Below are 14,154 nucleotides of genomic sequence, written 5' to 3'. Positions count from 1 at the left end.
GAAAGGTTCCCTCCCATGCATTATGCCGTTGTCGTCATGCTTGAACTGCTTTGCTGTATTCACGCTTATCGCTCCGGACAAGAGCGATACTGGATTTTTATTATCTTCTGTTTTCCGGTGATTGGCTGCGTGGCGTATTTCGTCATGGTTATGCTGCCTGAAACGGGCGCTGACCGTCACGGGCGTACTTTGCTGATGCGCCTGCAGGACAAAATCAACCCGGAACGCCACCTGCACAAATTAGGTGAAGAGCTGGCGATTGCCGAGACGAATCAAAACCATTATGCGCTGGCTAATGAACTGGCGCGTCTGGGGCGTTATTACGACGCCGTTCTCCATTATCAGCAGGCGTTACGCGGGGTATCCGCCCATGAAGCGGCAATGATGTTAAGTCTGGCGCAGGCGCAGTTTGCCATTCAGGAGTTCGCCGCCTGTCAGCAGACGCTGGAAGATGTGATGCGTTATAACCCTGATTTTCAGTCGGCAGAAGGGCACTTGTTATTCGCCAGAACCTTAGCCGCTCAGGAAAAATACGCTGATGCGGAAAGCGAGTTTGAAGTGTTGGTTTCTTATTACCCCGGCCCGCAGGCACGTATTTACTATGCGGAAATGTTGGCGAAAATGAGTCGGTTACGTGAAGCCAACGAGCAGTATGTTGCTGTAGTTGATACGGCTAAACGCTCAAGACCTCATTATAGAAAACACCACCGGGAATGGATTAAGACCGCCAATGACCGGCTGAAGCAGAGTATTGTTCGATAAGTGCTGCGCCAGATAGTCTCTGGCGCATTAATTTTTCCCAACGTAGCATTATCCGTGCCCCATCTCCCATTTTCCCTCACCCATGCCGTCACCGCCTTGTCATCTTTCTGACACCTTACTATCTTACAAATGTAACAAAAAAGTTATTTTTCTGTAATTCGAGCATGTCATGTTACCCCGCGAGCATAAAACGCGTGAATTCGCGCATTCGGTACAACAAGAGAGATAAACGATGAAACCGTTACATTATACAGCTTCAGCACTGGCGCTCGGACTGGCGTTAATGGGGAATGCACAGGCAGTGACGACCATTCCGTTCTGGCATTCTATGGAAGGGGAACTGGGTAAAGAGGTGGATTCTCTGGCCCAACGTTTTAACGCCGAAAACCCGGATTACAAAATTGTACCGACCTATAAAGGCAACTACGAACAGAATTTAAGTGCGGGGATTGCCGCATTTCGTACCGGCAACGCGCCGGCTATTTTGCAGGTTTATGAAGTTGGCACCGCCACCATGATGGCGTCGAAAGCCATTAAACCGGTGTATGACGTGTTTAAAGAGGCGGGGATTCAATTCGATGAGTCGCAGTTTGTGCCGACGGTTTCAGGTTACTACTCCGACAGCAAAACCGGACATTTACTCTCCCAGCCGTTCAACAGCTCGACTCCCGTTCTCTATTACAACAAAGACGCCTTCAAGAAAGCGGGGTTAGACCCTGAACAGCCGCCGAAAACCTGGCAGGATCTGGCAGACTATGCCGCGAAACTGAAAGCCTCTGGTATGAAGTGCGGCTACGCCAGCGGTTGGCAGGGCTGGATCCAACTGGAAAACTTTAGCGCCTGGAACGGTCTGCCGTTTGCCAGCAAAAACAACGGCTTTGACGGCACGGACGCGGTGCTTGAGTTCAACAAGCCGGAGCAGGTGAAACACATCGCCATGCTCGAAGAGATGAACAAGAAGGGCGATTTCAGTTACGTCGGGCGTAAGGATGAATCTACCGAGAAGTTCTATAACGGTGATTGCGCGATGACGACCGCCTCTTCCGGTTCTCTTGCCAACATTCGCGAGTACGCCAAATTTAACTATGGCGTAGGCATGATGCCTTACGACGCCGATGCGAAAGACGCGCCGCAAAACGCCATTATCGGCGGAGCCAGCCTGTGGGTGATGCAGGGCAAAGATAAAGAAACTTACACCGGCGTGGCGAAGTTCCTCGACTTCCTCGCGAAGCCAGAAAATGCTGCCGAGTGGCATCAGAAAACCGGTTATCTGCCAATCACCAAAGCGGCGTATAACCTGACCCGTGAGCAGGGCTTTTACGAGAAAAACCCAGGGGCGGATACCGCGACGCGTCAGATGCTGAACAAGCCGCCGTTGCCGTTCACCAAAGGGCTGCGTCTGGGCAATATGCCGCAGATCCGCGTGATTGTGGATGAAGAGCTGGAAAGCGTGTGGACTGGTAAGAAGACGCCACAGCAGGCGCTGGATACCGCTGTTGAGCGTGGGAACCAGTTACTGCGCCGCTTTGAGAAATCTACGAAGTCTTAACCAGTGAAATGTCGGATGCGTTTCGCTTATCTGACCTGGCATCGCGTGTAGGCCGGATAAGCGAAGCGCATCCGGCACAGTTCAGGAATTAACCGTAATGTCATCATCCCGTCCGGTGTTCCGCTCGCGCTGGCTGCCTTATTTGCTGGTCGCGCCGCAGCTTATCATCACCGTTATCTTTTTTATCTGGCCTGCGGGCGAAGCGTTGTGGTACTCGCTACAAAGCGTCGATCCATTTGGCTTTTCCAGCCAGTTTGTCGGCCTGGATAACTTCGTCACGCTGTTTCATGACAGCTACTATCTCGACTCCTTCTGGACGACGATAAAATTCAGCACCTTTGTCACCGTCAGCGGTTTGCTGGTGTCGCTGTTCTTCGCGGCGCTGGTGGAGTACATCGTGCGCGGCAGCCGTTTCTATCAAACCTTAATGCTGCTGCCGTATGCCGTGGCTCCCGCCGTTGCCGCTGTATTGTGGATCTTCCTGTTTAACCCTGGTCGTGGACTGATCACACATTTTCTCGCTGAGTTAGGCTACGACTGGAATCATGCGCAAAACAGCGGTCAGGCAATGTTCCTGGTGGTGTTTGCCTCAGTATGGAAGCAAATCAGCTACAACTTTCTGTTCTTCTATGCCGCGCTGCAATCCATTCCTCGTTCGTTGATTGAAGCCGCAGCCATCGACGGCGCAGGTCCAATTCGCCGCTTCTTTAAGATTGCGTTGCCGCTTATCGCCCCGGTGAGCTTCTTCCTGCTGGTGGTGAACCTGGTGTACGCCTTCTTCGATACCTTCCCGGTGATCGACGCCGCCACGTCCGGCGGGCCGGTTCAGGCCACCACGACGCTGATTTATAAGATCTATCGTGAAGGCTTTACTGGACTGGATCTGGCTTCGTCTGCCGCGCAGTCGGTGGTGTTGATGTTCCTCGTCATCGTGCTGACGGTGGTGCAGTTCCGCTATGTTGAAAGCAAGGTGCGTTACCAATGATTGAGAACCGTCCGTGGCTGACAATATTCAGCCATACCATGCTGATCCTCGGGATCGCGGTGATCCTCTTCCCGTTGTACGTGGCGTTTGTCGCGGCGACGCTGGATAAACAAGAAGTCTATGCCGCGCCGATGGCGCTAATCCCCGGCACGCATCTGCTGGAAAACATCCACAACATCTGGGTAAACGGGGTAGGCACGAATAGTGCGCCGTTCTGGCGGATGTTGCTTAACAGCTTCGTGATGGCGTTCAGCATTACGCTCGGCAAAATTACCGTCTCGATGCTCTCGGCATTTGCCATTGTCTGGTTTCGTTTTCCACTACGTAACCTCTTCTTCTGGATGATTTTTATCACCCTGATGCTGCCAGTTGAAGTGCGTATCTTCCCGACGGTAGAAGTCATCGCCAACCTGAACATGCTCGACAGCTACGCTGGCTTAACGCTGCCATTAATGGCCTCGGCGACCGCTACCTTCCTGTTCCGCCAGTTCTTTATGACGCTGCCGGATGAGCTGGTGGAAGCCGCGCGGATCGACGGTGCGTCGCCGATGCGCTTCTTCTGCGACATCGTTTTTCCGCTGTCGAAAACCAATCTGGCGGCGCTGTTTGTGATCACTTTTATTTACGGCTGGAACCAGTATTTGTGGCCGTTGTTGATTATTACCGATGTTGATCTCGGCACCACCGTGGCAGGAATCAAAGGGATGATCGCTACAGGCGAAGGCACCACGGAATGGAATTCGGTGATGGCGGCGATGTTGTTAACGCTTATCCCTCCGGTGGTGATTGTTTTAGTGATGCAGCGTGCCTTCGTGCGCGGCCTGGTCGATAGTGAGAAATAAGATGGCAGGACTGAAATTACAGGCAGTAACCAAAAGCTGGGATGGCAAAACCCAGGTTATTAAACCGCTGACCCTTGATGTGGCGGATGGCGAATTTATCGTGATGGTCGGGCCGTCTGGCTGCGGGAAATCCACGCTGCTGCGCATGGTTGCCGGGCTGGAGCGGGTCACCGAAGGCGATATCTGGATTAACGACCAACGCGTGACCGAAATGGAGCCGAAAGATCGCGGGATTGCGATGGTGTTCCAGAACTACGCGCTTTATCCGCATATGAGTGTCGAAGAAAACATGGCGTGGGGGCTGAAAATTCGCGGTATGGGCAAGCAGCAAATTGCCGAACGTGTTAAAGAAGCGGCGCGCATTCTGGAGCTGGATGGCCTGCTCAAGCGCCGTCCGCGTGAGCTTTCTGGCGGTCAGCGTCAGCGTGTAGCGATGGGCCGTGCGATTGTGCGCGATCCGGCGGTGTTCCTGTTTGATGAGCCGCTCTCTAACCTCGATGCCAAGCTGCGCGTGCAGATGCGCCTTGAGCTGCAACAACTGCACCGTCGCCTGAAAACGACTTCACTCTACGTTACTCACGATCAGGTTGAGGCGATGACGCTCGCTCAGCGGGTAATGGTGATGAACGGCGGCATTGCTGAACAGATTGGCACACCAGTTGAAGTCTACGAAAAGCCCGCCAGCCTGTTTGTGGCGAGTTTTATCGGTAGTCCGGCGATGAATCTGCTGACAGGCCGCGTGAATAACGATGGCACGCATTTCGAACTGGATGGGGGGATGGCGCTACCGCTAAACGGTGGCTACCGTCAGTATGCCGGACGTAAAATGACTCTTGGCATTCGCCCGGAACATATTGCGTTAAGCTCGCAGGCAGAAGGTGGCATACCGCTGGTGATGGACACGCTGGAGATCCTCGGCGCAGATAACCTGGCGCACGGACGCTGGGGCGAACAGAAGCTGGTGGTGCGACTGGCGCATCAGGAGCGCCCGACGGCAGGCAGCACGCTGTGGCTGCATCTGCCGGAAAATCAGCTGCATCTTTTTGATGGTGAAACAGGACAACGAGTATGAGTAACTGGCCTTATCCCCGCATCGTCGCCCACCGTGGCGGCGGTAAACTGGCCCCGGAAAACACCCTGGCGGCAATCGACGTGGGGGCAAAATACGGTCATAAGATGATCGAATTTGATGCGAAGTTATCGAAAGATGGCGAGATCTTCTTGCTTCATGACGACAATCTCGAACGCACCAGCAACGGCTGGGGCGTCGCGGGCGATCTGAACTGGCAGGATTTACTGCGCGTGGATGCAGGCAGTTGGTACAGCAAAGCGTTTAAAGGTGAGCCGCTGCCGTTGCTTTCTCAGGTGGCGGAACGCTGTCGCGAACACGGGATGATGGCGAATATCGAAATCAAACCTACCACTGGCACAGGGCCATTGACGGGCAAGATGGTATCGCTGGCGGCGCGCGAACTGTGGGCTGGTATGACGCCACCGCTGCTGTCATCGTTTGAGATTGATGCTTTAGAAGCCGCGCAACAGGCTGCACCGGAACTGCCGCGCGGTTTGTTGCTGGATGAGTGGCGCGACGACTGGCGCGAACTGACCACGCGGCTGGGCTGCGTCTCTATTCATCTCAATCATAAGTTGCTCGATAAAGCGCGAGTGATGCAGTTGAAAGACGCTGGATTACGGATTCTGGTTTATACCGTTAACAAACCCCAGCGCGCGGCAGAGTTGCTGCGCTGGGGCGTGGATTGCATCTGTACTGATGCGATTGATGTGATTGGTCCGAACTTTACGGCCCAATAGTTTTCAACGGAATGTCAGGCTGCGACGTGCTGGGCGGATTCAGCATGTCGCCGTTTTTCCTCTGTTGCAGCATATGCTGCTGATTTAGCGAACTATCCGGATTATGGTTGCTGTTTAACATCCCGCCGTTGGTGTTGGGCAGCATTTGCTGCCGGGCGGGATTTAGCTCCCCCGGCTGCGACTGCAATACCCGCTGAGAGTTGCTATTAATCTGATTTTCTAAATGCTGCTGTTGTAATTGCGTCTGAGTTTTCAGTTGCTGATTCAGCATCCCTTTTTGCTGGATTTGCTGCGTTTGCATTTGAGTTTGCATCCGCTGCTGGCTGGGGATCTGATATCCCGGCTGGTTGGGGTTATTCAGAGTATTAATGGGCTGTGCAAAGCCGACAAACGGCAGGAGTGCCGTCAAAAGCAGAAGTCGTTTCATCGCGTATCCTCCTCTGAAGATATCCTTTAAGTTTACTCGCTTCCCGGCAAAACGATGATTAATTCAGAGTTATATACCAGGCTTAGCTGGGGTTGCCCCACTCATAACTGGAGAATAACGATGATAAAACCGACGTTTTTACGCCGGGTGGCCATTGCTACTTTGCTTTCAGGATGTTGTTTTAGTGCTGTCGCCGCGCCACCTGCGCCGCCGCCCGTTTCATATGGCGTGGAGGAGGATGTCTTCCATCCGGTACGAGCGAAGCAGGGGATGGTAGCATCTGTGGACGCCACTGCCACTCAGGTGGGGGTAGATATCCTTAAACAGGGCGGGAATGCCGTTGATGCTGCCGTGGCAGTGGGCTACGCGCTGGCGGTAACGCATCCGCAGGCAGGGAATCTGGGCGGCGGCGGTTTTATGCTGATCCGCACTAAAGATGGCAATACCACCGCTATCGATTTCCGCGAAATGGCACCCGCCAAAGCGACCCGCGATATGTTCCTTGATGATCAGGGCAACCCGGACAGCAAAAAATCTCTCACTTCGCATCTTGCTTCTGGCACACCCGGTACGGTAGCGGGCTTCTCGTTGGCGCTGGAGAAATACGGCACCATGTCGCTGAACAAAGTTGTGCAGCCTGCGTTTAAACTGGCACGCGATGGTTTTATCGTTAACGATGCGCTGGCAGACGATCTCAAAACCTACGGCAGTGAAGTGCTACCAAATCACGAAAACAGCAAAGCTATCTTCTGGAAAGAGGGCGAACCGCTGAAAAAGGGCGACAAGCTGGTACAGACGAATCTGGCAAAGAGCCTGGAGATGATTGCCGAAAACGGCCCGGATGAATTCTACAAAGGCACGATAGCGGAACAGATCGCTCAGGAGATGCAGAAAAATGGCGGCTTGATTACTAAAGAAGATTTAGCCGCGTATAAAGCAGTAGAACGCACACCGATTAGCGGTGATTATCGCGGGTATCAGGTTTACTCCATGCCACCGCCATCTTCCGGCGGGATTCATATCGTGCAGATCCTCAATATTCTGGAAAACTTCGATATGCAGAAATACGGCTTTGGCAGCGCCGATGCGATGCAAATCATGGCAGAAGCGGAGAAACATGCCTACGCCGATCGCTCGGAATATCTTGGCGACCCGGATTTTGTCAAAGTACCGTGGCAGGCGCTGACCAATAAAGCCTATGCCAAATCTATTGCCGATCAAATAGATATCAATAAAGCGAAGCCATCCAGCGAAATTCGCCCTGGCAAGCTTGCGCCTTATGAGAGTAATCAAACAACCCATTACTCTGTAGTGGATAAAGACGGTAACGCGGTGGCGGTGACCTATACGCTGAACACTACCTTCGGTACGGGTATTGTCGCAGGCGAGAGCGGTATTCTGCTTAATAATCAGATGGATGATTTCTCCGCCAAACCGGGCGTACCGAACGTTTACGGGCTGGTGGGCGGTGATGCCAACGCCGTCGGGCCGAACAAGCGTCCGCTGTCGTCAATGTCGCCAACCATTGTGGTCAAGGACGGTAAAACCTGGCTGGTTACCGGTAGCCCAGGCGGGAGCCGGATTATCACCACCGTGCTGCAAATGGTAGTGAACAGCATCGATTATGGCATGAATGTCGCCGAAGCGACCAATGCGCCGCGTTTCCACCATCAGTGGCTGCCGGACGAGCTGCGTGTCGAGAAAGGATTTAGCCCGGATACGCTCAAGCTGCTGGAAGCAAAAGGTCAGAAAGTGGCGCTAAAAGAGGCGATGGGCAGTACGCAAAGTATTATGGTTGGGCCGGACGGCGAATTGTATGGCGCTTCCGACCCACGTTCGGTAGATGATTTAACGGCGGGGTATTAATATCTTAAGCCCTCTCCCGGTAGGCGAGGGCTTAAATGACAAATTTAGATTACAAATTCTCTATTTCACCCGCGCCATAAAATACGCATCGACATATTCGCCATTACGTAATGCGTACTTCTTGCCAGTCCCTTCAATCTCAAAGCCGAATTTTTTATAGACCTTAATTGCTGGCGCGTTATCAACGAACACCGTTAGTTCAATACGATCTACCCGCAACCAGTTGTCGCACATTGCAATCATCTCTCGCATCAGGGCGCTGGCGACGCCGCGGTTCTTCCAGCGGGAGTCGACACAGATACCAAAGTCGGCAACATGACTGCGGCGTGGGCGTTGTTGCACGTCAATGGTGAGATGGCCCACGACGTCTCTATCAATACAGGCGACAAGTTGCTTGATGCCGGGACGATCGGCGAGTCGCTCCTGCCACATTGGCTCTGACGGATGAGGCACCTGTAGCGTGTTGTAATACACCTCCGGCTGGGCGTGAATTTGCCTGATGGCCTCGTAATCCCGTGTTTCTGCGTGGCGTATTACTATCTCACTCATTCCTTTGTCCTCTTTGGGGTAAATGTCCCTTTCAACATCATTGACTTTCAAATGCGAGTCAAATGCATTTTTTTGCAAAAAGTGTTGGACAAGTGCGAATGAGAATGATTATTATTGTCTCGCGATCAGGAAGACCCTCGCGGAGAACCTGAAAGCACGACATTGCTCACATTGCTTCCAGTATTACTTAGCCAGCCGGGTGCTGGCTTTTTTTTTGACCTTTCGTTCTCAATTTATCCACGGGAAGTGCTTGTGTTTGTTATGCGCACTCCTGTAGGAACCGCGTCCGCTTTGCGCTAAGGTGGTAGATAACCACCTTAAAAAGGACGAAATCATGGTCATCAACTGCGCCTTTATTGGCTTCGGCAAAAGCACCACCCGTTACCATCTGCCGTATGTACTTAACCGCAAGGATAGCTGGCATGTCGCGCATATTTTTCGCCGCCATGAGAAGCCGGAAGAACAGGCTCCCATTTATTCCCATATTCATTTCACCAGCGATCTCGACGAAGTGCTAAACGATCCCGACGTTAAGTTGATTGTCGTCTGCACTCATGCGGACAGCCACTTCGAGTACGCGAAACGCGCGCTGGAAGCCGGGAAAAATGTGCTGGTCGAAAAACCATTCACTCCGACGCTTGCGCAGGCGAAAGAACTTTTTGCGCTGGCGAAAAGTAAAGGGCTGACCGTCACGCCGTATCAGAATCGTCGCTTTGATTCCTGTTTTCTGACGGCGAAAAAAGCGATTGAAAGCGGCAAGCTGGGAGAGATTGTTGAAGTGGAAAGCCATTTTGACTATTACCGCCCGGTGGCAGAAACCAAACCTGGACTGCCGCAGGATGGCGCGTTCTATGGCCTTGGTGTGCATACCCTCGACCAGATTATCTCGCTGTTCGGTCGCCCGGATCACGTCGCTTATGACATCCGCAGCCTGCGTAATAAAGCCAATCCTGACGACACCTTCGAAGCGCAGCTGTTTTATGGCGATCTAAAAGCCATCGTCAAAACCAGCCATCTGGTGAAAATCGATTATCCGAAATTTATCGTTCACGGTAAGAAAGGTTCGTTTATTAAATACGGTATCGACCAGCAGGAAACCAGCCTGAAGGCTAATATTATGCCGGGCGAGCCGGGATTCGCAGCGGATGATTCGGTCGGTGTGCTGGAGTATGTCAATGACGAGGGCGTTACGGTCAGAGAAGAGATGAAGCCGGAGATGGGCGATTACGGACGCGTTTATGATGCGTTGTACCAAACCATCACCAGCGGGGCGCCAAATTACGTCAAGGAATCTGAAGTTCTTACCAATCTTGAAATCCTTGAACGCGGATTTGAGCAAGCCTCTCCCTCCACAGTGACTCTCGCGAAGTAAGTTTGATGGCCCCTCAAATAGTTCAATTTTTTTGAACAGAGGGGTCAATTTTCACCCCCTATCATCCCAGGTGGATCGGGTCCACACTAAGCCCATCGAAATCATTCAGGGGGCGAATACAAATGATCTACTTACGCAAAGCAAATGAACGTGGTCATGCAAATCATGGCTGGCTGGACTCCTGGCATACTTTCTCTTTTGCCAACTATTACGACCCGAACTTTATGGGCTTCTCCGCGCTGCGCGTGATTAACGACGACGTGATTGAAGCAGGGCAGGGCTTCGGCACTCACCCGCATAAAGATATGGAAATTTTGACCTACGTGCTGGAAGGTACTGTTGAGCATCAGGACAGCATGGGCAATAAAGAGCAGGTTCCGGCGGGAGAGTTCCAGATTATGAGTGCGGGTACGGGTATTCGTCACTCAGAGTACAACCCAAGCAGCACCGAGCGTCTGCATCTGTATCAGATCTGGATCATGCCAGAAGAAAACGGTATTACGCCGCGTTATGAACAGCGTCGCTTCGATGCCGTACAGGGCAAACAACTGGTGCTCTCGCCGGATGCGCGTGATGGTTCATTGAAAGTGTATCAGGATATGGAACTGTACCGCTGGGCGCTGGTAAAAGATGAGCAGTCGATTCATCAGATTGCCGCTGAACGCCGCGTCTGGATTCAGGTAGTGAAAGGCAATGTTACCATTAACGGCGTGAAAGCCTCGACCAGCGATGGTCTGGCAATCTGGGATGAGCAGGCAATCTCCATCCATGCTGATAGCGACAGTGAAATTCTGTTGTTCGATTTACCGCCAGTCTAAATTTATCTCACAACCTTCCTGAGGAATCGGGAAGGTTCTGATGCGTCCGTGGTAAACTAAAGGAATCTATCCCTTTTGTACCTTTCAGGACGATGAAAAAGAAAAGACCCGTACTTCAGGATGTGGCTGACCGTGTAGGCGTGACCAAAATGACGGTCAGCCGTTTTTTACGCAACCCGGAGCAGGTTTCCGTCGCTCTACGTGGCAAGATTGCCGCCGCTCTTGATGAACTGGGTTATATTCCCAATCGCGCGCCCGATATCCTCTCTAACGCCACCAGCCGGGCGATTGGCGTCCTGTTACCTTCACTCACCAACCAGGTTTTCGCTGAAGTATTACGCGGTATCGAAAGCGTCACCGACGCACACGGTTATCAGACGATGCTGGCGCACTACGGTTATAAACCGGAAATGGAGCAAGAACGTCTCGAGTCGATGCTTTCCTGGAATATCGACGGACTTATTCTCACCGAACGTACCCACACGCCCCGCACCTTAAAGATGATTGAAGTAGCGGGTATTCCGGTGGTGGAGCTGATGGACAGTAAGTCGCCGTGCCTCGATATCGCCGTCGGTTTTGATAACTTTGAAGCGGCACGCCAGATGACCACCGCCATTATTGCTCGCGGGCATCGTCACATTGCCTATCTCGGCGCACGCCTCGACGAACGTACTATCATCAAACAGAAGGGATATGAGCAGGCGATGCTGGATGCAGGCCTGGTGCCGTATAGCGTGATGGTCGAGCAATCTTCTTCTTACTCTTCCGGTATTGAACTGATTCGCCAGGCGCGGCGGGAATATCCGCAGCTGGATGGCGTATTTTGTACTAACGATGACCTGGCGGTCGGTGCGGCATTTGAATGTCAGCGTCTGGGGCTGAAAGTTCCTGACGATATGGCGATTGCCGGTTTCCACGGTCATGACATTGGTCAGGTGATGGAGCCACGGCTGGCGAGCGTGCTGACGCCGCGTGAGCGGATGGGCAGCATTGGCGCTGAGCGCCTGCTGGCGCGTATTCGTGGCGAATCTGTGACACCGAAAATGTTAGATTTAGGTTTCACCTTGTCACCGGGCGGATCTATTTAAGCTCACAAATTTGAAGTAGCTCACACTTATACACTTAAGGCACGGATGGATATTGCTTCTGTTTTTGTCCAGCCGGAGAATGTTACCGATAACAGTTACCCGTAACATTTTTAATTCTTGTACTGTGGGGGCACCACTTTGAGCACGACTAATCATGATCACCACATTTACGTCTTAATGGGCGTATCGGGCAGCGGCAAATCTGCGGTCGCCAGTGAAGTGGCGCATCAACTTCATGCCGCGTTTCTTGATGGCGATTTCCTCCATCCGCGCCGCAATATCGAAAAAATGGCGTCTGGCGAACCGCTGAATGACGACGATCGCAAACCGTGGTTACAGGCGCTGAACGACGCCGCATTTGCCATGCAGCGTACCAATAAAGTGTCGCTGATCGTCTGTTCCGCACTGAAAAAGCACTATCGCGACCTGCTACGCGAGGGCAATCCGAATCTCTCTTTCATCTACCTGAAAGGCGATTTTGATGTGATTGAAAGCCGCCTGAAAGCGCGCAAAGGCCATTTCTTTAAAACCCAAATGCTGGTGACGCAGTTTGAAACGCTGCAGGAGCCGGGTGCGGACGAAACCGATGTACTGGTGGTGGATATCGATCAACCGCTGGAAGGTGTTGTGGCAAGCACCATTGAGGTTATTAAAAAAGGCAAATAAGTAGTGACTACATTAACGCTTGTTTTAACAGCAGTAGGGTCTGTTTTACTGCTGCTGTTTTTAGTCATGAAGGCGCGTATGCACGCTTTCCTGGCTTTGATGGTGGTGTCTATGGGGGCTGGCCTTTTTTCCGGTATGCCGCTCGATAAAATCGCAGCGACGATGGAAAAAGGGATGGGAGGCACCCTCGGCTTCCTGGCGGTAGTTGTCGCCCTGGGAGCCATGTTTGGCAAGATCTTACATGAAACCGGCGCAGTCGATCAGATTGCCGTCAAAATGCTCAAATCCTTCGGTCACAGTCGTGCGCATTATGCCATTGGCCTTGCGGGCCTGGTTTGTGCGCTACCACTGTTCTTTGAAGTGGCGATTGTCCTGCTGATTAGCGTTGCTTTCTCAATGGCGCGCCATACCGGCACGAACCTGGTGAAGCTGGTTATCCCGTTATTCGCGGGTGTGGCGGCGGCAGCGGCGTTCTTACTACCGGGGCCAGCGCCAATGCTGCTGGCATCGCAGATGAATGCTGACTTTGGCTGGATGATCCTGATTGGCCTGTGTGCGGCAATCCCGGGAATGATTATTGCCGGGCCGCTGTGGGGGAATTTCATCAGCCGCTATGTGGAGCTGCATATTCCTGACGACATCAGCGAACCGCATCTCGGCGAAGGCAAAATGCCGTCCTTCGGATTCAGCCTGTCGCTGATCCTGCTGCCGCTGGTGCTGGTGGGGCTGAAAACCATTGCCGCGCGTTTTGTGCCGGAAGGCTCTACCGCTTACGAATGGTTCGAGTTTATCGGTCATCCGTTTACCGCAATTCTGGTCGCTTGCCTGGTAGCAATTTACGGCCTGGCGATGCGTCAGGGTATGCCGAAAGATAAAGTGATGGAAATTTGCGGTCACGCGCTGCAACCGGCGGGGATCATTCTGCTGGTGATTGGTGCAGGCGGCGTGTTCAAACAGGTGCTGGTTGACTCTGGCGTAGGTCCGGCACTCGGCGAAGCGTTAACCGGCATAGGCCTGCCGATTGCCATCACCTGCTTCGTGCTGGCAGCGGCGGTGCGCATCATTCAGGGGTCTGCCACCGTTGCCTGCTTAACGGCGGTAGGACTGGTAATGCCGGTTATTGAACAGTTGAACTACTCCGGTGCGCAAATGGCGGCACTGTCGATTTGTATCGCCGGTGGTTCGATTGTTGTCAGCCACGTTAACGACGCTGGTTTCTGGTTGTTCGGTAAATTTACCGGCGCGACCGAAGCCGAAACGCTGAAAACCTGGACCATGATGGAAACCATCCTCGGCACTGTCGGTGCCATCGTTGGGATGATTGCGTTCCAGCTGTTGAGTTAATTACTGCGAGCTTGCTCGCAGTAATTCATTTCTCTTTTTTCCTGTCTTCATCTTTTTGATCTCTCTCGCAAAAA

Annotated in this window: 14 protein-coding genes; 12 read left to right on the top strand and 2 right to left on the bottom strand. The window is 52.7% G+C overall.

Annotated features, from left to right (window positions below):
* Positions 1–15: 15 nt before the first annotated feature.
* From K0335_RS07150 to ugpQ, 6 genes are all read left to right on the top strand, one after another.
* Positions 16–762, top strand: coding sequence for a hypothetical protein (locus tag K0335_RS07150; RefSeq protein ID WP_104920172.1), 747 nt, complete (start codon positions 16–18; stop codon positions 760–762).
* A 232-nt stretch (positions 763–994) separates the two neighbouring features.
* Complete coding sequence (gene ugpB, locus K0335_RS07145) at positions 995–2,311, top strand: sn-glycerol-3-phosphate ABC transporter substrate-binding protein UgpB (protein WP_104920171.1); 1,317 nt, start codon at positions 995–997, stop codon at positions 2,309–2,311.
* Between the two features lie 97 nt (positions 2,312–2,408).
* A complete protein-coding gene (gene ugpA / locus K0335_RS07140) occupies positions 2,409–3,296 on the top strand; it encodes a sn-glycerol-3-phosphate ABC transporter permease UgpA (RefSeq protein WP_104920170.1) in 888 nt (295 codons plus the stop codon).
* Positions 3,293–4,138: a sn-glycerol-3-phosphate ABC transporter permease UgpE gene (gene ugpE / locus K0335_RS07135; protein WP_104920169.1), complete on the top strand. Its 846-nt coding sequence runs from the start codon at positions 3,293–3,295 to the stop codon at positions 4,136–4,138. The genes ugpA and ugpE overlap by 4 nt, the downstream gene beginning before the upstream one ends.
* 1 nt (position 4,139) lies before the next feature.
* Positions 4,140–5,210 (top strand): sn-glycerol 3-phosphate ABC transporter ATP binding protein UgpC, encoded by a 1,071-nt coding sequence (gene ugpC, locus K0335_RS07130; RefSeq protein ID WP_032303944.1) that lies wholly within the window; start codon positions 4,140–4,142, stop codon positions 5,208–5,210.
* Positions 5,207–5,950: a glycerophosphodiester phosphodiesterase gene (gene ugpQ, locus K0335_RS07125; RefSeq protein WP_000073568.1), complete on the top strand. Its 744-nt coding sequence runs from the start codon at positions 5,207–5,209 to the stop codon at positions 5,948–5,950. Before ugpC ends, ugpQ begins: the two co-directional genes overlap by 4 nt.
* On the opposite strand, the gene K0335_RS07120 is transcribed toward ugpQ, so the two are convergent.
* Positions 5,937–6,377 (bottom strand): DUF2756 family protein, encoded by a 441-nt coding sequence (locus tag K0335_RS07120; RefSeq protein WP_104920167.1) that lies wholly within the window; start codon positions 6,375–6,377, stop codon positions 5,937–5,939. The two genes, ugpQ and K0335_RS07120, sit on opposite strands and share 14 nt — an antisense overlap.
* A gap of 120 nt (positions 6,378–6,497) precedes the next feature.
* On the opposite strand from K0335_RS07120, the gene ggt reads away from it, so the two are divergent.
* Positions 6,498–8,243, top strand: a complete 1,746-nt coding sequence (ggt, locus tag K0335_RS07115; RefSeq protein ID WP_104920166.1) for a gamma-glutamyltransferase — start codon at positions 6,498–6,500, stop codon at positions 8,241–8,243.
* 60 nt (positions 8,244–8,303) lie between these two features.
* On the opposite strand, the gene yhhY is transcribed toward ggt, so the two are convergent.
* Entirely contained in the window at positions 8,304–8,792 is a 489-nt protein-coding gene (yhhY, locus tag K0335_RS07110; protein ID WP_104920165.1) for an N-acetyltransferase, read from the bottom strand.
* A 334-nt stretch (positions 8,793–9,126) separates the two neighbouring features.
* Between yhhY and K0335_RS07105 the strand changes: the two genes are divergently transcribed.
* From K0335_RS07105 to gntU, 5 genes are all read left to right on the top strand, one after another.
* Positions 9,127–10,164, top strand: coding sequence for an oxidoreductase (locus tag K0335_RS07105; protein ID WP_104920164.1), 1,038 nt, complete (start codon positions 9,127–9,129; stop codon positions 10,162–10,164).
* Between the two features lie 122 nt (positions 10,165–10,286).
* A complete protein-coding gene (gene yhhW, locus K0335_RS07100) occupies positions 10,287–10,982 on the top strand; it encodes a quercetin 2,3-dioxygenase (RefSeq protein WP_000639820.1) in 696 nt (231 codons plus the stop codon).
* Between the two features lie 92 nt (positions 10,983–11,074).
* Positions 11,075–12,070, top strand: coding sequence for a gluconate operon transcriptional repressor GntR (gene gntR, locus K0335_RS07095; protein ID WP_000730252.1), 996 nt, complete (start codon positions 11,075–11,077; stop codon positions 12,068–12,070).
* 138 nt (positions 12,071–12,208) lie between these two features.
* Positions 12,209–12,736: a gluconokinase gene (gntK, locus tag K0335_RS07090; protein ID WP_000108330.1), complete on the top strand. Its 528-nt coding sequence runs from the start codon at positions 12,209–12,211 to the stop codon at positions 12,734–12,736.
* A gap of 3 nt (positions 12,737–12,739) precedes the next feature.
* On the top strand, positions 12,740–14,080 hold the full coding sequence (gntU, locus tag K0335_RS07085; RefSeq protein WP_104920163.1) for a gluconate transporter: 1,341 nt from the start codon (positions 12,740–12,742) through the stop codon (positions 14,078–14,080).
* Positions 14,081–14,154: the final 74 nt, after the last annotated feature.

The sequence above is a fragment of the Escherichia sp. GZ89 genome (genome assembly GCF_019366485.1).
GTDB classification, from domain to species: domain Bacteria; phylum Pseudomonadota; class Gammaproteobacteria; order Enterobacterales; family Enterobacteriaceae; genus Escherichia; species Escherichia fergusonii.
This window is presented reverse-complemented; position numbering and strand designations above follow the sequence as displayed.